Annotated in this window: 20 protein-coding genes; 6 read left to right on the top strand and 14 right to left on the bottom strand. The window is 57.4% G+C overall.

Annotated elements, in window-relative coordinates; all coding sequences use genetic code 11:
• Positions 1–40: 40 nt before the first annotated feature.
• Both ACR0D7_RS15830 and ACR0D7_RS15835 read right to left on the bottom strand, forming a co-directional pair.
• Complete coding sequence (locus tag ACR0D7_RS15830) at positions 41–442, bottom strand: MerR family transcriptional regulator (RefSeq protein ID WP_170387351.1); 402 nt, start codon at positions 440–442, stop codon at positions 41–43.
• A 279-nt stretch (positions 443–721) separates the two neighbouring features.
• Positions 722–1,090, bottom strand: coding sequence for a MerR family transcriptional regulator (locus tag ACR0D7_RS15835; protein WP_170572668.1), 369 nt, complete (start codon positions 1,088–1,090; stop codon positions 722–724).
• Positions 1,091–1,203: 113 nt separating this feature from the next.
• Here ACR0D7_RS15835 and ACR0D7_RS15840 point away from each other — a divergent pair, with 113 nt between their 5' ends.
• From ACR0D7_RS15840 to ACR0D7_RS15850, 3 genes are read left to right on the top strand one after another with little or no spacing between them, the layout of a single operon-like run.
• Positions 1,204–1,623: a PaaI family thioesterase gene (locus ACR0D7_RS15840; RefSeq protein WP_480679885.1), complete on the top strand. Its 420-nt coding sequence runs from the start codon at positions 1,204–1,206 to the stop codon at positions 1,621–1,623.
• Entirely contained in the window at positions 1,623–2,141 is a 519-nt protein-coding gene (locus ACR0D7_RS15845; RefSeq protein WP_480679886.1) for a PaaI family thioesterase, read from the top strand. The genes ACR0D7_RS15840 and ACR0D7_RS15845 overlap by 1 nt, the downstream gene beginning before the upstream one ends.
• Before the next feature lie 6 nt (positions 2,142–2,147).
• A complete protein-coding gene (locus ACR0D7_RS15850; protein WP_480679887.1) occupies positions 2,148–3,464 on the top strand; it encodes an MATE family efflux transporter in 1,317 nt (438 codons plus the stop codon).
• On the opposite strand, the gene arsC is transcribed toward ACR0D7_RS15850, so the two are convergent.
• Genes arsC through ACR0D7_RS15870 form a run of 4 tightly spaced genes read right to left on the bottom strand, consistent with a single transcriptional unit; the run spans position 3,461 to position 5,620 of the window.
• Positions 3,461–3,802, bottom strand: a complete 342-nt coding sequence (gene arsC / locus ACR0D7_RS15855; protein ID WP_480679888.1) for an arsenate reductase (glutaredoxin) — start codon at positions 3,800–3,802, stop codon at positions 3,461–3,463. The genes ACR0D7_RS15850 and arsC overlap by 4 nt on opposite strands.
• Positions 3,799–4,857: a quinone-dependent dihydroorotate dehydrogenase gene (locus tag ACR0D7_RS15860; protein WP_480679889.1), complete on the bottom strand. Its 1,059-nt coding sequence runs from the start codon at positions 4,855–4,857 to the stop codon at positions 3,799–3,801. The genes arsC and ACR0D7_RS15860 overlap by 4 nt, the downstream gene beginning before the upstream one ends.
• On the bottom strand, positions 4,854–5,285 hold the full coding sequence (locus ACR0D7_RS15865; protein ID WP_480679890.1) for a DUF1330 domain-containing protein: 432 nt from the start codon (positions 5,283–5,285) through the stop codon (positions 4,854–4,856). Before ACR0D7_RS15865 ends, ACR0D7_RS15860 begins: the two co-directional genes overlap by 4 nt.
• On the bottom strand, positions 5,282–5,620 hold the full coding sequence (locus tag ACR0D7_RS15870) for a DUF952 domain-containing protein (protein ID WP_480679891.1): 339 nt from the start codon (positions 5,618–5,620) through the stop codon (positions 5,282–5,284). The genes ACR0D7_RS15865 and ACR0D7_RS15870 overlap by 4 nt, the downstream gene beginning before the upstream one ends.
• Before the next feature lie 109 nt (positions 5,621–5,729).
• Between ACR0D7_RS15870 and ACR0D7_RS15875 the strand changes: the two genes are divergently transcribed.
• On the top strand, positions 5,730–7,307 hold the full coding sequence (locus ACR0D7_RS15875; protein ID WP_480679892.1) for a bifunctional metallophosphatase/5'-nucleotidase: 1,578 nt from the start codon (positions 5,730–5,732) through the stop codon (positions 7,305–7,307).
• 61 nt (positions 7,308–7,368) lie between these two features.
• Here ACR0D7_RS15875 and ACR0D7_RS15880 read toward each other — a convergent pair whose 3' ends face one another.
• A complete protein-coding gene (locus tag ACR0D7_RS15880) occupies positions 7,369–9,021 on the bottom strand; it encodes a tetratricopeptide repeat-containing sulfotransferase family protein (protein ID WP_480679893.1) in 1,653 nt (550 codons plus the stop codon).
• A 55-nt stretch (positions 9,022–9,076) separates the two neighbouring features.
• On the opposite strand from ACR0D7_RS15880, the gene ACR0D7_RS15885 reads away from it, so the two are divergent.
• Both ACR0D7_RS15885 and mnmH read left to right on the top strand, forming a co-directional pair.
• Positions 9,077–9,742 carry an SOS response-associated peptidase gene (locus ACR0D7_RS15885; RefSeq protein WP_480679894.1) on the top strand — a complete coding sequence of 222 codons (666 nt, stop codon included), beginning with the start codon at positions 9,077–9,079 and terminating at the stop codon, positions 9,740–9,742.
• Positions 9,743–9,784: 42 nt separating this feature from the next.
• Positions 9,785–10,837 (top strand): tRNA 2-selenouridine(34) synthase MnmH, encoded by a 1,053-nt coding sequence (gene mnmH / locus ACR0D7_RS15890; RefSeq protein ID WP_480679895.1) that lies wholly within the window; start codon positions 9,785–9,787, stop codon positions 10,835–10,837.
• Here mnmH and selD read toward each other — a convergent pair.
• From selD to ACR0D7_RS15925, 7 genes are read right to left on the bottom strand one after another with little or no spacing between them, the layout of a single operon-like run.
• Positions 10,828–12,987, bottom strand: coding sequence for a selenide, water dikinase SelD (gene selD / locus ACR0D7_RS15895; protein WP_480679896.1), 2,160 nt, complete (start codon positions 12,985–12,987; stop codon positions 10,828–10,830). The two genes, mnmH and selD, sit on opposite strands and share 10 nt — an antisense overlap.
• A 5-nt stretch (positions 12,988–12,992) precedes the next feature.
• Positions 12,993–13,379: a Na+/H+ antiporter subunit G gene (locus tag ACR0D7_RS15900; protein ID WP_170387380.1), complete on the bottom strand. Its 387-nt coding sequence runs from the start codon at positions 13,377–13,379 to the stop codon at positions 12,993–12,995.
• Between the two features lie 7 nt (positions 13,380–13,386).
• On the bottom strand, positions 13,387–13,656 hold the full coding sequence (locus tag ACR0D7_RS15905; protein WP_170387382.1) for a K+/H+ antiporter subunit F: 270 nt from the start codon (positions 13,654–13,656) through the stop codon (positions 13,387–13,389).
• Positions 13,653–14,150, bottom strand: a complete 498-nt coding sequence (locus ACR0D7_RS15910) for a Na+/H+ antiporter subunit E (protein WP_170573115.1) — start codon at positions 14,148–14,150, stop codon at positions 13,653–13,655. Before ACR0D7_RS15910 ends, ACR0D7_RS15905 begins: the two co-directional genes overlap by 4 nt.
• Positions 14,150–15,691 (bottom strand): monovalent cation/H+ antiporter subunit D, encoded by a 1,542-nt coding sequence (locus tag ACR0D7_RS15915; protein WP_480679897.1) that lies wholly within the window; start codon positions 15,689–15,691, stop codon positions 14,150–14,152. The genes ACR0D7_RS15910 and ACR0D7_RS15915 overlap by 1 nt, the downstream gene beginning before the upstream one ends.
• Entirely contained in the window at positions 15,688–16,047 is a 360-nt protein-coding gene (locus ACR0D7_RS15920; RefSeq protein WP_170387385.1) for a Na+/H+ antiporter subunit C, read from the bottom strand. The genes ACR0D7_RS15915 and ACR0D7_RS15920 overlap by 4 nt, the downstream gene beginning before the upstream one ends.
• Positions 16,047–18,914 (bottom strand): monovalent cation/H+ antiporter subunit A, encoded by a 2,868-nt coding sequence (locus ACR0D7_RS15925; RefSeq protein ID WP_480679898.1) that lies wholly within the window; start codon positions 18,912–18,914, stop codon positions 16,047–16,049. The genes ACR0D7_RS15920 and ACR0D7_RS15925 overlap by 1 nt, the downstream gene beginning before the upstream one ends.
• Positions 18,915–19,019 lie beyond the last annotated feature (105 nt).

Consider the following 19,019-nt stretch of genomic DNA (forward strand, 5'->3'; position numbering starts at 1 on the left):
CTCCCTTAAATTCAGATGTCCGGGGATTGGGCCGGCGGGATTATTCGGCGGCCTTTTTCTCGTTTTTCATCGAGGCGATGACTTTTTCGCCCCAGCGCAACTGTTCTTTCAGATCGTCAATGGCCTGCGTCAGCTCTTCGCGGCGGGCTTCCATATCCCCCAGACGTTCGCGTGCGATTTCAATCGTGCGAGTCATCTGAGTCATTTGCTGGTCGCCCACGTGGTACAGATCCAGCAGCTGCCGGATTTCTTCCAAGCTAAAGCCGAAACGTTTACCGCGTAGGATCAATTTCAGTCGCGCCCGGTCACGTTTGGTGAAAAGGCGTTTCTGGCCCTCGCGGATCGGAAACAAAAGTTCCTTGGCCTCGTAAAACCGCAATGTGCGTGGCGTGACCTCATAGGTCTCGCACATTTCGCGTATGGTCATCAGATCTTCGGTCATGGTTTCAGCACTCTCGTCACTGGCGTCTATCAAAGTCAGTTGCGCAGTCGATGCGCACGTTTCAACACGTAGATGACGTTCACGTAATGCAAACGCTACGTCACTTTGAAAGTTGACGTAGCGCCCTCTTGCGTCAAGGTGCGGATTGCCCGAAAATTCGGGCGTTACGTAACGGAATTTCGATGCAAGAGTGGGGTGTAGCAGAATAGATACCGAGGGTAGAGCTCAGAGACCCGGCCAAATCCGAAAGCAGACAAAATGGATTAACGCTGATGGGGATCAGCCCAGAGATTTGGCCGTCTGGTCGCGCAGGCGCTGGAGTTCCTCCATCGCCTCATCCAACTGTTGCCGTTGCTTTTGCAGTTCCGGCAACTGCCGGTCGGCCAGCTTGATGAATTCAGCCATCTGGGCCTGATCGCCCTGATCTTCGTAGATCAACAGCCACTGGCGAATCTCTTCCAGCGAGAATCCAAACAGTCGTCCGCGCATGATCAATTTCATCCGTGCGCATTCACGCGGCCCATAGTGGCGGGTGCGGCCTTCACGCTCGGGCTGCAGCAGTTCGATATACTCGTAATAACGCAGGGTGCGCTTGGTTACGCCGAACTCTTCGCACATCTCGTTTAATGACAAACGGTTGTCGGTCATTTGCGGTCTCCTCGATGGCAAATTAGGGCGTCGTTGCGGCAAGCGCAACAGGTGGGCTTGCTCTTTTGCGAAACGCGGGCTCATAAAGGGTGAAACCGAAGGGACAGAAAGACATGGTCGACAAAGTTGCGATAGCACGCCGCTTCATCGAAGCGATCCCCCACGCCAAGGCACTTGAGCTGGAGCTTACGACAATCGGCGATGGTGAGGCTGCAATAACAATGCCTTACAACACTGAACTGGTTGGCGACCCCCGAACCGGTGTTATTCACGGAGGGGCAGTTTTCACCGCTCTGGATACCTGCTGTGGTGCGGCGGTCATGAGCCACCCGTCTGCCCCCGGCGGTACAGCGACCATCGACCTGCGGATCGACTATATGCGCGCGGCAACACCTGGGCAGAGCATCACCGCACGCGCGACCTGCTATCACATCACCCGCAACGTTGCCTTCGTGCGGGCAACCGCGATGGATGAAGATCAGGACCTTCCGGTGGCAACCGCCTCGGGCGCATTCACTGTGGAGGGTCTGTAATGGCGCGTCCTCGTCCCGAACCCATGCAGGTCGTCAAACAGCGTCGCGATGCGGCCCTGAACGCGATTGTCGAAGGTGTTCCATACATCCGGTTCCTTAACATCACCTTCGACCGGCGCGGAGATGAGTTGACCGGTGTGCTGAACTTTGATGACAAGCTGATCGGAAATCCTCTGCTTCCCGCGCTGCACGGTGGGGTGACGGCGGCCTTTCTTGAAGTCACTGCGGTCATCACACTGAGTTGGGAGTATTTCTTTCTCCGCATTGAAAGCGGCGAAATAGATGCGGAAGAGCTGATAAAGGCCGACGCGGTAAGATTTCCCAAAACTGTCGATTTCACGGTTGATTATCTGCGTTCGGGGTTGCCGCGTGATGCCTATGCCCGCGCCTTTGTCAGCCGGTCCGGCCGGCGGTATGCCTCGGTCCGGGTCGAGGCGTGGCAGGACAATCATGCCCGTCCGATTGCGCAGGCGACGGGGCATTTTCTGATGCCGCAAAACAAGTCAGAGGCCGGGTAAGTCAGAATGGAAAACGCCTCGACACCCCTCACGCATAAACGGGTGTTGAAAATTGCGCTTCCGATCGTGCTGTCCAACGCCACCGTACCCATCCTTGGGGCGGTTGATACCGGCGTGGTGGGGCAAATGGGGCAGGCGGCTCCTATTGGGGCCGTGGGCATGGGCGCTGTCATTCTTGCGAGTATCTATTGGATCTTCGGTTTCCTGCGCATGGGCACCACTGGTCTGGCCGCGCAGGCGCGCGGGGCCGGGGACACGGCTGAGACCGGCGCGCTGCTGATGCGTGGTCTACTGCTGGGCGGTGCGGCCGGGCTGTTCTTTATTCTGACTCAGGTTTGGGTGTTTTGGGGTGCTTTTGCTTTGTCGCCTGCCAGCCCCGAGGTCGAAGCACTGACGCGGGACTACTTGCAAATCCGTATTTGGGGGGCACCTGCGACGATTGCGCTTTATGCCGTGACGGGCTGGCTGATCGCGATCGAGCGAACCCGTGGTGTGTTTGTTCTGCAGGTCTGGATGAATGGGCTGAACATCGTTTTGGACCTATGGTTTGTTCTTGGCCTTGGTTGGGGGGTAGAAGGCGTCGCCATTGCCACACTTATTGCTGAATGGACTGGGCTTGCGCTGGGCCTATGGCTTTGCCGCAATGCATTCGGTGGGAGGCAGTGGCGCGACTGGTCACGGATATTCGACCCGGCGCGATTGCGCCGGATGATGCAGGTGAATGGGGATATCATGATCCGTTCGGTTCTGCTGACAGGCTCGTTCACCACATTTCTGTTCGTGGGCTCCGATCTGGGGGACGTGAACCTGGCCGCCAATCAGGTGCTGCTGCAATTCCTTGAGATTACCGCCTTTGCCTTGGACGGTTTTGCCTTTTCTGCCGAGGCGCTGGTGGGCAGCGCTGTAGGTGCGCGGGATCGATATCAGGTGCGGCGCGCGTCGATCATGGCATCTCAATGGGGCGTAGGGGGCGCGTTGCTTTTGGGCGCCGTGTTCTACTTTGCCGGACCCGCATTGATAGATCTGATGTCTACCTCGCCCGAAGTGCGGATCGCAGCACGAGAGTATTTGATCTGGGCCGCACTGGCCCCGGCGATTGGTGTGGCCAGCTGGATGTTCGACGGTATCTACATCGGGGCCACTTGGACCAGCGCCATGCGTAACGCGATGGTCCAGTCCGTTGCGATCTACGTGGTGGTGCTGTTCATTCTAGTGCCGTCGTTGGGCAATCACGGCCTTTGGGCTGCGCTGATGGTTTTGAACATCTCGCGCGGCGTCACCATGGGCTGGCGATATCCCAAGCTTGAGGCGCAGGTGGCCTAAAGCAGCGCCAACAGATTCTCGGGCGGGCGCCCGATAGCCGCTTTGTCACCCGCAATGGCTAGGGGGCGTTCGATCAGGATCGGGTTCTTGGCCATAGCGGCGATCAGGTCATCGCCGGGGGTCGTTTTGGTCAGACCCAGTTCCTTGAACTGCTTCTCGCCAGTACGCATCATGGCGATGGGTTCGATGCCCAGCATGCCGAGAACGGTACGGATTTCTTCGGTTGATGGTGCGTCTTCCAGGTATTTGCGAACCTCGATCTGGCCGCCTTTTTCTTCCAACAGTGCGAGCCCGGCGCGGGATTTCGAACAGCGCGGGTTGTGCCAATACTTGATCACAGCCAATCCTCTCGTTTACTTCCAACGGCTTGCGCGACCGAGTTGAACCCATCCCGCGCCAGCAATTCATCCAGACCATTGGCAATTTCCGCCACCAGAGAAATGCCGCCATAGACGAGCGCCGTATAAAGCTGAACGGCGGATGCCCCTGCACAGATTTTGGCATAGGCCTGCTCAGCGCTGCTGATACCGCCGACTCCGATCAGAGGGATATTTCCTTCGGTCAGTTGGCTCAGACGCGCCACAACACGGGTTGATTTCTCGAACAGCGGCGCTCCTGACAAGCCACCCATTTCGTTCTTGTGACTGCTGCGTAACCCGTCGCGGGATAGGGTTGTGTTGGTGGCGATCACTGCATCAACGCCAGTCTCTTGCGCCACATCGGCGATGTCCTGCAGCTCGGCTTCGGTCAGGTCGGGCGCTATTTTCAGGAAAATCGGGATCGGACGCGTCAATTCATTGCGTGCTTCGATCACACCACCAAGCAGAGCGCTCAGCGCGGCCTTGCCCTGTAAATCCCGCAGCTTTTCGGTGTTGGGCGAGGAAACATTGACCGTGGCGAAATCCAGATGCGCTGCGCAGTGCGTCAGTACCTTGGCGAAATCTCCAGAGCGATCATCACTGTCCTTGTTTGCTCCGAGGTTCAGGCCGATCACGGCGTTCTTGGGCCGGTCGGCCAGACGGCGGGCCATGGCCTCCATGCCTTCGTTGTTGAAGCCAAAACGGTTGATCGCGGCCTTGTCCTCGGTCAGGCGGAACAAGCGAGGCTTTGGGTTGCCGGGCTGCGGGCGCGGGGTGACGGCGCCAACTTCGACAAAGCCAAAGCCGGTGCGCGACAGCGGCGTCAGGACCTCTCCGTTCTTGTCGAATCCAGCGGCAAGGCCCACCGGGTTGGGCAGGTCAATTCCGGCCACCTGTGTCTTTAGTCGAGGCGACGTCACCGGCCCCGGCATTGGGGCCAGACCGGCCTTCAACGCCTTGATCGATATGCCGTGGGCCGTTTCAGGATCCATCTTGTGCAGGATGGCAAGCCCAAGTTTTTCAGTCAGTTTCATCCGAAAGCCTCTCCGCTTTTGGTTGGTGTGCAGCGGATCAGGCGCGAGGTTTCAACCGCCGCCTGCCGGTGAATAACCGCAGCTTGATAGGCCGGGTCCGTCACCATTTCCAAGAATGCATGTGCAGTTGGATAACGGGCGACGAAAACCTCATCCCAGTCCTCATTCTGCGGGCCAATCAGTGTGGTCTGGTACGCGCCGCGCCACAGAATCGATGCGCCCAGCCGTGCGATGATCGGCGCCGTTTCTGCGCCGTAGTTGCGATAAGCTTGCGCACCGGTCAGGCCCGCCCCGGCCAATTCATGATCGGCGGGGTATATTGCCTTGGCGCGGAATTTCACCAGATTCAACATTTCGATTGGATGATCACGGTCCAACGCCTTGAACGCTTCAAACTGGGCGCGTTCGGGATCGACGAATGCGGTCATTCCATTTCCTCGGGAAACTTGTGCGCCACACCGTCAAAGGGCAGGGGGCGGGACCATACAACATCGGTCATGCAGATCTGACGATAGAGATGGGGGAACAGGGCTCCTCCGCGCGAAACCTCCCATTTCAGGTCATCTCCCATAGCTTCGGGGTTGCAGGCCAGCAGGGTCAGCCCTTCGACCCCGGCAAAGTGTTTGGCTGCAGTCTCGGCTGCCTGTTCGGCGGTCGAGAAATGAACATAGCCGTCGGAAACGTCAATCGGGGCACCGTCAGAAGCACCCTGATCCTGTAGCGCGGCCCATTCGTTGGCTCGGAAAATCTTGTAAATCAGCATAAGGCTCTGATGCCCCGCGTGACGGGTAGAATCAAGACGGATTTCCCCCTTTGACTCTTCCTGTTGGCGAGCGCACCATCACACCAATCAAATAAAAGGGAGTATGAAGATGTTGACCCGTTTTCTGGTGTCAGCGGCGGTTCTGGGCCTAACCGCTGGTATGGCTAGCGCCGATTATAAGCTGACCATTTTGCACACAAATGATTTCCACGCGCGTTTTGAGCCGATTAACAAATACGACAGCGCGTGTGATGAGGAAGATCAGGCCGAAGGCAAATGTTTCGGCGGTTCGGCCCGTCTGGTTACGGCAGTGAACGAGGCAAGGGAGCGGGCGGAAAATTCGATTCTTGTGGATGGCGGGGATCAGTTTCAAGGCTCGCTGTTCTACACTTACTACAAGGGCAAGGTCGCAGCCGAGTTCATGAACAAGCTGGGTTATGACGCGATGACTGTGGGTAACCACGAATTCGACGACGGCCCCGAAGTGCTGCGCGGCTTTATCGACTCGGTCGATTTTCCGGTGCTGATGTCGAACGCTGATATCCGTGACGAAGAACTGCTGACCGACAAGATCAAGAAATCGACCGTCATAGAGATTGGTGGGGAACAGATCGGCCTGATCGGCCTGACGCCCGAGGACACGCATGATCTTGCCTCGCCGGGTCCCAATATCACCTTCTCTGACCCGGTTCCGGCAGTGCAGGCCGAGGTTGACAGGTTGGCAGCTGAGGGCGTGAACAAAATCATCGTGCTTAGCCATTCAGGCTATGGTGTCGACCAGCGCGTGGCGCAGGAAACCAATGGTGTAGACGTGATCGTTGGCGGCCATTCGAACACTTACCTGTCGAATGTTTCCGACAAGGCTGCAGGTCCATACCCGACCGTGGTCAATGGTGTTCAGATCGTGCAAGCCTATGCTTATGGCAAGTTTTTAGGGGAGTTGAACGTTACCTTTGACGATGAGGGAAATGTCGTCGAAGCGGTAGGCGAGCCGCTGATCATGGACAATACCGTGACCGAGGATCAGACTGCCTTGGATCGTATTGCGGAACTGGCCGTACCGTTAGAGGAAATCCGTAACAAGGTGGTGGCGAGTGCGGCTGACGCAATCGAGGGGAACCGGTCGGTTTGCCGTGTACAAGAATGCGAGATGGGCAATCTGGTCGCCGACGCCATGCTGGCGCGGGTTGCGGATCAGGGAGTTCAAATCGCCATCGCGAACTCGGGTGGGCTGCGGGCTTCGATCGATCCGGGCGACGTGACCATGGGGGAGGTGCTCAAGGTGCTGCCCTTCCAGAACACGCTTTCAACCTTCGAGATTAGCGGTCAGGGTGTTATCGACGCGCTGGAAAACGGTGTCAGCCAGGTTGAAGACGTTAAAGGGCGCTTTCCGCAAGTTGCAGGTCTGACTTTTGCATGGAATCCGGCGGTCACACCGAACGAAGGGCGTGTGTCCGAGGTCATGGTTGCGGACGGCGATGGTTTCGTTCCGATTGACCCCTCTGCCACCTATCTAGTTGTCACGAACAACTTCGTCCGCAATGGCGGCGACGGGTACAGCATGTTCGAAGGTGACGACAAAAATGCCTATGATTTCGGACCAGATTTGGCTGATGTGACGGCGGAATACCTGTCTGAAAATGCACCGTATCAACCATATCTGGATGGCCGTATTAAGCAGAAGTGATTTTGCTAGGCCAGAAAGTAAAAAGGCCGCATCATGTGATGTGGCCTTTGTTTTTTCAGGGTTAACCCAAATCGTATTCGGGCCAGAGTGTTGGGTCAAAACCGTCCAGCATGGGCTGCAGGTGTTCCGAGACACTCTGCCATCCACCAATGGATTTGGTTGAAATCTTGTTGCGGACCTGGTCGATACTGGCCGTTCTGACCTGCTTGGTATTTTTTTCTGGGTGCATCATGGTTTCGTTCCACTGGATATCGCAGAACGTAGCAACTTTTTGGCTGTAGGTTTTCGGGTCAGCCACCAGTTTTTCGTACGGTACTGTCAGAATTCGGTCTCCGGCCACTGCATCCCAATGGGCCATGTAGCGGCGGTACATATTCGCTGAATGAGCAATGGATTTGAGGTTCGAAGCATAACGCATCCCGCCTGCAGGGAACCGTCTGATCCACTTTGACAGCCCGACATCGCGCGGGTCGCGCAGCATGTTGACCACCTTCGCGTTGGGGAAGGCCGCCAACAGGAAGCCGACACGCTGATAGTTGTGCGGCATCTTATCGACAAAGGCGACCGACCCTTCGGGGATCGGTGGCATCAGCTTACGAAATTGTTCTGCGAATTCCCTCGCATCTGCAGCTTCGAAGCGTTTGTCGCCCTTTTCAAACTGTCGCGACAGGTCGGCCCCTAGCATTAATTCACCACAGCCAGCGATATCCGGGGCCGAGCTCAGCATCATCTCCATTAGGGTAGTGCCAGAACGAGGTTGACCCAAAACGAAGATCGGAGTTGGCGATTCGGTTAGTTCGGCCTCTGGCACCTCGGCTCCGACAGGGAAAAGACCGGTGATCCGGTTCAGTTTTCCCTCTTCCTCGGCTGCGTCATAAGGGTTGCTGTCATGTTGAATCGCGTTGGCATGTGAGAATTGCGGCATGGCCGCGCCTAAACCATCGATTTTTTTGATCAGCTCTGCCTTGGCAAATTCCAGATTCTCTTGGTCATTGTCATTATTGGAGATAGCTGTCTTAACCGCCCCCAGCAAATTTTGAGCGTCCTCACCAGAGACCATCGAAGACATTTGAAACAGGGCTGCTGGATGTTCGGGGGCTTCAGATAGAATGCGTTGGAGGATCTCTTTTGATCCCTGTTTGTCGCCGCTCTGGTGCAGGTTCACGGATTTTCGGAAAGCGATCTGCAGGTTATCTGGTGCTAGTTCATATGCGCGGCCGATATCGCGAGAGTGATCATCAACAAACCCGATCTTGCTATAGGCTCGTGCTCGCTTGGAAAGAAGATTGACGTCGTCTGGATCGCTTTCCAACCTTTTGCTCGCATGTTCAATAATCATGCGCCAGTTAAAGCCCTTAAGGTGGATTTCATCCAGAACGCGGGTCAGTTCTTTGTTGTTAGGGAACTGTTCCAGTTTTTGTTCGGTGTATTCCAGTGCCTTGGGAATCTGTCCGGTCTGCATCAAAGCATTGGCGAGGTTTTCCACAAATTGCGGATCCTCTGGCTTCATCCGGGATGCTTCAACGAAATGGGGGATGGATTTTTTGTACTGCTTCAGCTCTGTCAGTACAAAGCCCGAGATCGCGTGGAAATCTGACTCCTTAGGGAATTTCTTGACGCCAAGCTGCGCCTTTTTCAGCGCCTGCTGCAGTTTGCCAGCTTCTAAAGCCGCCACCGCCTTGCCTTTAAGGGTTTTCGCTGTTTGATTTTGCATGTGACCCCGTGACACCCTGTGCCTGTATGAAACGATTACTGATGGTTCATTACCTATGTGCGGACGGTTTGCAATAACTCTTCCCAACGATGCGATGGCACAGCTGTTTTCTGCGCGGCCCGCGAACACACTGCCGTCCGTTCCGAATTTCAACGTATGTCCGACCAATAAGGTGCATGTTGTGCGGGCTAGAGAGGCCGGGCGCACCCTGGACCCGCTGCGCTGGGGGTTTTTACCGCATTGGTACAAGACTGAAACCGCAGGTCCATTACTGATCAATGCGCGGGCTGAAACTTTGGCCGAAAAACCCGCTTTTCGCGCAGCTTGCCGCGAGCGTCGGTGCCTGATCGTGGCGACCGGTTTCTATGAGTGGACCAAGAGTGAACAGGGCACTCGCTTGCCCTGGTACATCCACCGCAAGGATGGTGCCCCAATTACCTTTGCCGGGGTTTGGCAGGATTGGGGCGCAGAAGAAACTCGACAAGGCACTTGTGCTATCGTGACAACGTCCGCCAACCGGCGCCTCAGCGCCATTCACCACCGGATGCCTCTGATATTGGAGCCAGATGACTGGCCACTTTGGTTGGGTGAAGCGGGCAAGGGTGCGGCGCGTTTGATGCAGCCCGGTGCCGAAGGGCTGTTAGACTATCACCGGGTTGATCCTGCAGTGAATTCGAACCGGGCCAGCGGATCGGACCTGATCGTGCCTATTCCGGCCTAAAGGCGTCTTTTCAACGATTAAACCGCAGGATAGACCATTGGCATGGCCTTAAGTTTAACTGATCTGCCCAGCCTTTATGCACATGACTTCGACACTGTGATCGATGTGCGCAGCCCGGCGGAATATGCCGAGGATCATCTGCCCGGAGCCATAAACCTGCCGGTTTTGGACAATGACGAGCGTGCTGAGATTGGCACTATCTACGTCCAGAAAAGCCCCTTTCTTGCCCGAAAGCTGGGCGCGGCGCTTGTGTTTCGCAATGCGGCCAATCACATCGAACACAGCCTGTCGCATCATGAGGGCGGATGGAAACCGCTGGTCTATTGCTGGAGAGGTGGGCAGCGGTCGGGGTCGTTTACCTGGATGTTGCAGCAGATTGGTTGGCGTGCCGAGGTGGTGGATGGCGGATATCGCACCTACCGCCGTCTGGTGAACCGGTTCCTCTATAACGATCCCTTGCCACATAGGCTGGTTGCCTTGGACGGCTATACAGGCACGGCCAAGACCGACCTGCTGACTCATCTGAATTCGCGCGGCGTTCAGGTGTTGGACCTCGAGGGGCTGGCCAATCATCGAGGATCGCTGTTGGGCGAGATGCCGGGCGGGCAGCCCAGCCAGAAAGCATTCGAATCCGCTTTGGCCGACGCATTGTGCAGATTGGATCCTGCCCGTCCGGTGGTGGTCGAGGCAGAGTCGTCCAAGATCGGTACGCTTATCTTGCCACCGAGCCTTTGGGCCGCATTGCGCGCTGCACCACGGATTCAGATTTCAGCCTCGATCGAAGCCCGCACTGACTATCTGGTTGGTGCCTATGACGATATCCTTTCAGACGCAGAGCGGTTGCGCGACCGCCTGTCTCCGTTACGAGCGCACAGGGGGCATGAGGTGGTTGATGGTTGGTTCTCTCTGATCGAGGCTGGGGACAAACAGACGCTGACGCGGGTGTTGATGGAACAACATTACGACCCGTCCTACGCCAAGTCCCGTCGCGCGTGTTCGGCCGACGTTGTGGCACGTGTCGAGGCATCGGCACTGGATACCGCCGGGCTGAACGAGATGGCCGCGCGGGTGCAAAAAATTCTGGATCAACTTTGAAGGCGCAGGCGGGGAGTGTCGGTCAGGTGACCGATGATGACGGCAGGGTAGCCCGCGTGTCTTAGCTCGTCGCACAGATATTGCGCATGAACGGGAGCTACTGCCGCCAGCAACCCTCCGGCGGTTTGCGGATCGAACAGAAGATCAGCTTTGCTGCCAACTGGTATCTCTGGAACGACGGAGCGATTGTCGTCGAATATCGTTGAACGTATGCCCTGAGCGCTCAGCTCTTGCGCGCCGATCATCAACGGAATTGCGTCAAGATCCAGCACCGCGCCGCAGTCCGAAGCCTCACACATTCCAAGCAGATGCCCGGCCAGACCAAAGCCTGTCACGTCTGTCATCGCATGAGCTTTGGCAAGAATACGAGACGCTTCGTTCTGAGGTTGAACCATCTGACGGAACGCTTCGGCGATCCATTGCCCTTTAGCCCGACCTGCCATTTCTGCTGCCATCAGCACACCGCTGCCCAGCGGTTTTGTCAGGATCAGCGCATCCCCTGGACGCCCGCCCGACAACGTGATCGGGTCTTGGTCGCAAAGGCCGGTCAGGGTGAAACCGATGGTCATCTCATCACCCATCGAGCTGTGGCCGCCGACAATCTCGGCACCTGCCGCGCGGATGACCTCGGTCGCGATGGCCATGATTTCGGCCATCGTGCGGTGCTGTAATTCGGGCGACATGCGGGGCAGGATGATCGACGCGGTCGCTGCCTGCGGGGTCGCCCCCATGGCCCAGATATCTCCCAATGCGTGCACAGCCGCGATCCGGGTCATCAGCGCGGGGTCATTGGTGAAGCCGCGCAAGTGGTCCGATGTCATCACCTGACGCAAGCCGCCAGTGGTCAGCAGGGCGGCATCGTCACCGGGCAGAGGGGTGATGTCGGCTCGCTCCGGCGCAGGTAAATCGGCCAGCGCAGCTTGTAGTGCGCCGCGCCCGATCTTGGCCCCACAGCCTCCGCACATGGGTTTCTTACCCAATGCCGCCAGCATCCCGGCTGCGTGATTGCGTGGCAAAGAGGCGCGCGCCATTTCAGGCAGGTCGCGGAATTTGTTCATAAAGCTCTGGTCGATGTGGTTTTTCCATTTCCACATCAATGGCCCGCTAAATGAGGTGCCTAGCCGTTCGGCCAGTGCGGATTTTCCACCTAGGGAAATAAGCTTCAGATAGTCTTTCTGCGGCTGATATCGCCGCATTCGCCCCGCGCCTAACGCGGCCCGCAGGTTGTCGAACAGAACCGGCGCTTCACGCACAGCATAGACCCCGGCCTTGGGCCTGGGATTCTCGGTCAAATGTGCACAGTCCCCGGCGGCAAAAATCGCCGGTTTGCTGGATTGCAGGAAACCGTTCACGCGGATGTAGCCATCCTGCAGATCAAGCCCGGTATTTCCGATCCACGCATAGGGGCGGGCACCGGCAGCTCCGGTCACGAAGGTAGCCGGGATTTCGCGTCCGTCGTCCAGAACTATATGATCTCTTTCAACGCGCGAAATAGTGGCGTGTTCAATTAGCTCAATACCAAGATCGGCCATCGCCCGGCGGATGGTGGAAGCGGCTTTTTCTCCGGTCGCGGTCAGGGCCGAGGCATTGTCGACCAACGTCACCTGCGCGCTGCGGCCCTTGGCGCGCAGGGCATGAGCCATCGCCATAACCAGTTCAACCCCCGCAACACCGCCGCCGATCACGGCGACATAGGCAGGGTTGGTACCCGCCAGATACTCTGCCCATCGCGATGCAAACGGTCCCAGTGGTTTGGCCGGAACCGCGTGTTCGGCAAAGCCCGGCAGAGCGGGCATGTCGGACGTGATCCCGACGTTGACCGAAGCCACGTCGAACGACACCGGGGGACGGCCCGGTACCTGAACACGGCGCGTGCCCGTGTCGATGCCTTCCACTGGGCCGAGGATAACACGCGCTCCGGCGAACCGCGCCAGCCGCACCAGATCAATGTCCAGTTCTGACCGATTGTAATGCCCGGCGACAAAGCCGGGCAGCATGCCCGAGTAAGGTGCAGTGGCGCCGGGGTTAATCACCGTGACCCGCGCGCCGGGCAGGGGGTTCATGCCCCATTTCCGTAGTACCAGTGCATGGGTATGACCGCCACCAATCAGAACCAGATCGCGGGTCAGGGGCAGCGGAGAGTGGTGCATGGAACTCAGGTCTTGGTGTGGGCAGGTACGTCTTCGACCTGTTCGACCGCGTGGGTGGCCCAAAGCTCATCCTCGCCCGCGTCTGGCAGATCGCTGGGCTTCTCATGGCGGTGAATATGCCATTTGGCAATGAACAGTGCCGTGATCGGAGCCGTCAGGAACAGGAACAGGGTGATCAGCAATTCGTGCAGCGACAGCATGCCCTCTAACAGGACCGAGTGGCAGATCGACGCCAGCAACACGCCACCCACACCTAGCGTGGTCGCCTTGGTAGGTGCGTGCAGGCGGGACATGGGATCTTTCAGCTTGATCATCCCGAAAGAGCCGACAAAGCCGAAGATGCCCGAGACGATCAGAAAGAAGGAGATCACTAGTTCTATGAGGAATGTCATGTCGCCCTCACTCGATGATGTTGCCGCGCAGCATAAAGCGCGCATAGGCCACGGTTGAAACAAATCCGAGCATGGCGATGATCATGGCGGCCTCGAAGAATATCTCGGTTCCCAGTGCCAGACCATAAAGGATCATCAGCGCGATGGTGTTGATCACCATCGTATCCAGCGCCAGAACTCGGGTTCCGACCCCTTCTGCCGATATGATCCGATAGAGGCACAGCATGATGGCCGCCCCAAAACAGGCGAAGGCAAACCAGATCGCTACTTCGATCATTCGAAAATCTCCTTCAGGCGGCGTTCATAACGCTGTTTGATCTGGTCGCGCACCTCATCCACGTTGGGTGCATCCAGGCAGTGAACCAAAAGGCAATGCCCCTGCGCGGACAGATCGCAGCTGACCGTGCCGGGGGTCATGGTGATGGTGCCAGCCAGCACCGTAATCGCCTCGGGTGTGCGCAGTTCCAACGGGATAGAAACCCAATTGGGTTGCCGGTCGGCATCGCGTTTGAACAGGATGATCCGGGCAACCGTGATGTTTGCGATCACGATATCCAGCAGGACCACCAGCATATACTCAACCACCATGGGCCAATTGCGCAGCTTTGGGCGGTCTGGCCAGTAGGGCTGGGTGATGAAAGGGATTATGATCCCAAGGATCAGACCAAAGACCAAAGAGTTCAGCGAGGGTTTGTTCGCCAGCAATATCCACACTACCGTCAAAAGGAAGGTCAGGTGGGGGTGCGGAAAAATCCGGTGCAGAAGTCTCATCATTCTTCTCCTCCCAGAACGGCCGAGATGTAGTCTTCAGGTGTGAACAGCTGTTCGGCCGTTTTACCAGCGTAGTTGAGCGCAGGGCCTGCGAACAGGGTCAGCATGACAAGGCCCAGCACGGCGCCAAAGATTGCCGTGAATGCGAGGCCGGGATTTGGCTCGGGCGCGGCCAAGGTAGGGGTTTCTTCGTCTTCATCTTCTGGTGCTGGGTTGTACTCAGCTGCGTGGCTTTTCCAAAAGATCAAAGTGCCGGCGCGCGCCAGACCGACGATTGTAACAAAAGACCCTATCAAAATCACAGCCCAGACCACAAAGACATCCGGTGCATCGCGCGCCGCATCCAATACCAACAGCTTGCCAATAAAGCCTGATAGTGGCGGCATACCGGCCAAGGCGATTGCTCCGACAAAGAACAGGGCTGAGACCAGCCCGCTTTGCGGCATCGGCGGGGTGGGGGCAATTTTGCCGCCCCGACGCTCCATCACCAGATCGGCCACCAGGAAGAGCAGCGCGGTCGCAAGTGTCGAGTGATAGATGTAGTAGAGCGCTGCTGCGGTGGCGGTTTCAGTGAACAACGAAATCGCAATCAGTAGAGTGCCCATGGACGCGATGGCGCAGAACGCGACCATACGAGCAATATGTTGTGAACCAAGGATGCCGATTGCGCCAACCGCCAGCGTAACCAGCGCGGCAGGTTGCAACCAGGCACCGACAAGGCCCTGCGTGGCCTCCACCTCGGGGCCAAAGCCAAGCGTATACATCCGTAGGATCGAATAGGCTCCGACCTTGGTCATGATCGCAAACAAAGCGGCCACGGGCAGGGGGGCGTTCGCGTAACTAGCCGGCAGCCAGAAATGCAGCGGCAGAACGGCGGCCTTGATGCAGAATACCAAAAGCAACAGAACCGCACCGACACGCAGCAAGGCCGTATCATCGGCAGGCAGTTCCGCCACGCGCACTGCCATGTCTGCCATGTTCAGCGTACCAGTCACTGCATAGAGTGTACCCAGTGCAAACAGGAAAAGTGTCGAGCCAATCAAGTTATAGGCGACATATTGAACCCCAGCTTTCAAGCGCACAGAGCCGCCGCCATGCGTCATCAGGCCGTAAGACGCGATCAGTAGAACTTCGAAGAACACAAACAGGTTGAAGGCGTCGCCGGTCAGGAAGGCGCCACATACCCCCATGAGCTGAAAGTGAAACAGCGCATGGAAATGCTTACCTCGGTCGTCCCAACCGGACGCAATTGCATAAAGTACAATGGGCAAGGCCAATATGGCCGTAAGAAGGACCATCATGGCAGACAGGCGGTCCAACACCATCACGATGCCGAACGGTGCGGGCCAGTCGCCCAGCTCATAGACCTGAATGTCGCCACCCGCCGCCTGCGCCGTGATGGTCAGGGCAATGCCCAACAAACCCACCACACCAGCAACCGAGAAGATGCGCTGCAGGTCCAGATGATACCGAAGAACCATGATGATAAACGGGGCCAGGATCGCGGGCAGAACGATCGGCGCAACGATCCAGTGGTTCATGCGTCTTCTCCCTGCGCGTCCACGCTGTCATGGGCTTTCATATCGATATGGTCATCTTTCGAGGACAGATAGGCCGAGAGTGAGATCATCACGATTACTGCGGTCATCCCGAACGAGATCACGATGGCCGTCAGCACCAGCGCCTGCGGTAGGGGATCGGTATAGGGGACCTCTTCGTATTTGTTCAGGACGGCGGGCGCATCAAGCGCCAGTCGACCAGTAGCAAACAGAAATACGTTCACCGCATAGGTGATCAACGACAGACCCAGAATGACCGGGAAAGTGCGGCGGCGCAGGATCAGGAAAATCCCGGCGGCGGTCATGATGCCTACGGCTGAGGCGACGAGCGCTTCCATCAGGCCTGCTCCTTCTTTTCTTCTTCTTTCGACCCGTCCCGCAGTGGATTGATATCCATCGGGAACTCCTGTGCCATGCCGGGTTGCCACGCGAACCGCGACAAGCTGTCAAGCGCCAGCATGACCGCGCCCAAAACTGCAAGGAACACTCCGGTGTCGAACAGAATGGCGGTGGCCCATTCGAACTCTTCCAGTGGCGGCCAGTGCAAATAGCCGAAATCACTGGTCAGGAACGGGCGTTCGTTAAACCATGCGCCCAGCCCTGTGGCGGCCGCGATCAGAACGCCCCAGCCGATTGTGCCGTGATAGTAGAACCGCTGCCGCTCGATGGCCCAGGTGTAGCCGCTGGCCATGTATTGCATCAGGAACGCAATCGCCACAATCAGACCAGCGATGAAGCCGCCGCCCGGCTGGTTGTGACCCCGGAAAAAGATGTAGGCACCGACCATCAGGGCGATAGGCATCATCACGCGGGTCGCGACCACCATCATCAACGGATGAGAGTCCCCCGATTGCGGCCAGTGCGGCTTGCGGTTCAGCAGATAGGCACGGACGTTCGAGTTCAGAACGGACTCGGTCAGGGCAAAGATGATCAATGCGGCGATGCCCAGAACGATGATCTCGCCAAAGGTATCAAAGCCCCGGAAATCGACCAGGATCACATTGACCACATTGGTGCCGCCGCCGCCTTTATACGAGTTCGCAAGGTGGAATTCCGATATCGTTGGGAACGCAAAATCCCGCAGCATCAGCGCGTAGATCAAACCGCCGCTGCCAAGGCCCGCCACGACCGAGATTGCCGCATCACGCCAACGTCGCGCCGCGCTACTGTCCCACGGCGTATCGGTGGGCAGGAAATTTAACGACAGCAACAGCAGGATCATTGTCACCACCTCGACCGAGATCTGTGTAAGCGCCAGATCCGGGGCCGAGAGGTAGTTAAACGCCATCGACACGATCAATCCGACCACGCCGATCAGCACCAGCGACAGCAGGCGATTGCGGTGGAACCACATGATCGCCAGCGTTGCGCCAACCAGACAGATCCAGCCGATAAATGGGATGATCTGTATCGGCAAAGGTTCGCGGGTTACCGGGCCCATCGATCCGGTCGTGTACGCGTAGTAGCCAAGCCCAATTGTGAAGGCGACCAGAATGATAGCATAGCGGCTGATCACGCCGTTATGCAGTGTATCAGTGACCCACCGGCTGAGTGTGGTCAGCGCGCCGATTATGGCCTCGAAGATAGTCTTCGCCTCGGGGCGCGGCAGGGCGTTCCATACGTGTTCACCGCGGCGATGCAGTGCCAGTAGAAACAGGCCGCCCAGCGTAGCCACGATCGACATATACAGCGCAGGCGTGAAACCATGCCACAGTTTCAGCGAGTAGTAGGGCAGCTTCTCTCCGCCAATCACCGCGCTGGAAACGACTGCGACCAGAGGTCCGACAATTGCTGCCGAATACAGGCCGATCAGCACGACCAGCACCACAAGGAAAGCCGGGGCCAGCCATAGCCCAACGGGGGGATCATGCGGGTGGTGCGGATAATCGTTGCGCTCTGGGCCAAGGAAGACGTGACTGACAAAGCGGAACGAATAGGCTGCTGAGAACACCGCGGCCAACAGGGCCAGACCCGGCACCAGATAATGTGAATGCAGCCATGTGGTGTGAACCGTTTCCTCCAGCATCATTTCCTTTGACAGAAAGCCGTTCAGAGGCGGTAGGCCGGCCATAGACAGCGCGGCTATGGTGCCAATGGTAAAGGTGATCGGCATCAGCTGACGCAATCCGCCCAGCCGTTTGATATCGCGCGTTCCGGCCTCGTGATCGACGATCCCGGCGGTCATGAACAATGCCGCCTTGAAGGTCGCGTGGTTGATGATGTGGAACACCGCAGCGACGGCGGCAATCTTGGTGCCAAAACCCAGCAGCATCGTCACCAGACCCAGATGCGACACGGTCGAAAACGCCAGCAGCGCCTTCAGGTCATCTTTGAACAGGGCAATGCATGCCCCAATCAACATGGTCACCAGGCCAGTGGTCGCGACGATATAGAACCACGCATCCGTCCCTGCCAAAACCGGCCACATCCGCGCCATCAGGAACAGCCCGGCCTTAACCATCGTGGCCGAATGCAGATAGGCCGACACTGGGGTTGGCGCGGCCATCGCGTGCGGCAGCCAGAAGTGGAACGGGAACTGCGCCGACTTGGCGAAACAGCCCAGCAGGATCAGGATCAACGCGGGCATGTAGTAGGGCGAAGCTTGGATCAGCTCTTTGTTCTGGAGAATGACGCTCAGGTCATAGGAACCTACGATGTTACCCAGAATCAGCATCCCGGCGATCATTGCCAACCCACCGCCACCGGTAACGGCCAGTGCCATACGCGCACCCTGACGGCCTTCGGGTAGGTGCTTCCAATAGCCGATCAGCAAAAATGAACTAAGCGACGTAAGCTCCCAGAATATAAGCAAAAGAAGGATGTTGTCAGACAGAACAATCCCGACCATCGCCCCCTGAAACAGCAGCAGATAGGTATAGAACTGTCCCATCGGATCTTCGCGTGACAGGTAAAACCGCGCGTAGAGGATGATCAGCAACCCGATCCCAAGGATCAAGAGCGCGAACAGGAAACCAAGACCGTCCAGCATGAAGTTAGCGTTCAGTCCCAGTGCGGGTATCCATTCAAACCGCGCCATGATCACGTCTCCGCGCATGACTGAAGGGATGTGAATCAATAATCCCATAAGTGCCAGGAATGTGGTCAGTCCGGCAGCCGAGGCTGCAGCGTTTCGTCCTGCCCGGATCAATAGGGCTGGGAAAACAGCTCCGAGGAAGGGAAGGGCCGCGATGAGGAATAGGGACAAGTGCGATACTCCGGTCTGGGCGGTCAAAAGTAGTCCTGATTTTGTAAGGATAATTTTCGAACTGTCCAGCTTTAGCAAGTTTTTAGCTCTGATTTAAGGTGACAA

It is taken from the genome of Ruegeria sp. BB7 (assembly GCF_056539365.1).

What these genes read in the sequence shown, in the direction of transcription:
- ACR0D7_RS15915 (WP_480679897.1), bottom strand. Translation starts at nt 15,691, where the DNA reads ATGAACCACTGGATCGTTGCGCCGATCGTTCTGCCCGCGATCCTGGCC.
- ACR0D7_RS15885 (WP_480679894.1), top strand. Translation starts at nt 9,077, where the DNA reads ATGTGCGGACGGTTTGCAATAACTCTTCCCAACGATGCGATGGCACAG.
- ACR0D7_RS15865 (WP_480679890.1), bottom strand. Translation starts at nt 5,285, where the DNA reads ATGACCGCATTCGTCGATCCCGAACGCGCCCAGTTTGAAGCGTTCAAG.
- ACR0D7_RS15845 (WP_480679886.1), top strand. Translation starts at nt 1,623, where the DNA reads ATGGCGCGTCCTCGTCCCGAACCCATGCAGGTCGTCAAACAGCGTCGC.
- selD (WP_480679896.1), bottom strand. Translation starts at nt 12,987, where the DNA reads ATGCACCACTCTCCGCTGCCCCTGACCCGCGATCTGGTTCTGATTGGT.
- mnmH (WP_480679895.1), top strand. Translation starts at nt 9,785, where the DNA reads ATGGCCTTAAGTTTAACTGATCTGCCCAGCCTTTATGCACATGACTTC.
- ACR0D7_RS15905 (WP_170387382.1), bottom strand. Translation starts at nt 13,656, where the DNA reads ATGATCGAAGTAGCGATCTGGTTTGCCTTCGCCTGTTTTGGGGCGGCC.
- ACR0D7_RS15900 (WP_170387380.1), bottom strand. Translation starts at nt 13,379, where the DNA reads ATGACATTCCTCATAGAACTAGTGATCTCCTTCTTTCTGATCGTCTCG.
- ACR0D7_RS15920 (WP_170387385.1), bottom strand. Translation starts at nt 16,047, where the DNA reads ATGGAAGCGCTCGTCGCCTCAGCCGTAGGCATCATGACCGCCGCCGGG.
- ACR0D7_RS15850 (WP_480679887.1), top strand. Translation starts at nt 2,148, where the DNA reads ATGGAAAACGCCTCGACACCCCTCACGCATAAACGGGTGTTGAAAATT.
- ACR0D7_RS15880 (WP_480679893.1), bottom strand. Translation starts at nt 9,021, where the DNA reads ATGCAAAATCAAACAGCGAAAACCCTTAAAGGCAAGGCGGTGGCGGCT.
- ACR0D7_RS15840 (WP_480679885.1), top strand. Translation starts at nt 1,204, where the DNA reads ATGGTCGACAAAGTTGCGATAGCACGCCGCTTCATCGAAGCGATCCCC.
- ACR0D7_RS15910 (WP_170573115.1), bottom strand. Translation starts at nt 14,150, where the DNA reads ATGAGACTTCTGCACCGGATTTTTCCGCACCCCCACCTGACCTTCCTT.
- ACR0D7_RS15860 (WP_480679889.1), bottom strand. Translation starts at nt 4,857, where the DNA reads ATGAAACTGACTGAAAAACTTGGGCTTGCCATCCTGCACAAGATGGAT.
- ACR0D7_RS15830 (WP_170387351.1), bottom strand. Translation starts at nt 442, where the DNA reads ATGACCGAAGATCTGATGACCATACGCGAAATGTGCGAGACCTATGAG.
- ACR0D7_RS15875 (WP_480679892.1), top strand. Translation starts at nt 5,730, where the DNA reads ATGTTGACCCGTTTTCTGGTGTCAGCGGCGGTTCTGGGCCTAACCGCT.
- ACR0D7_RS15870 (WP_480679891.1), bottom strand. Translation starts at nt 5,620, where the DNA reads ATGCTGATTTACAAGATTTTCCGAGCCAACGAATGGGCCGCGCTACAG.
- ACR0D7_RS15835 (WP_170572668.1), bottom strand. Translation starts at nt 1,090, where the DNA reads ATGACCGACAACCGTTTGTCATTAAACGAGATGTGCGAAGAGTTCGGC.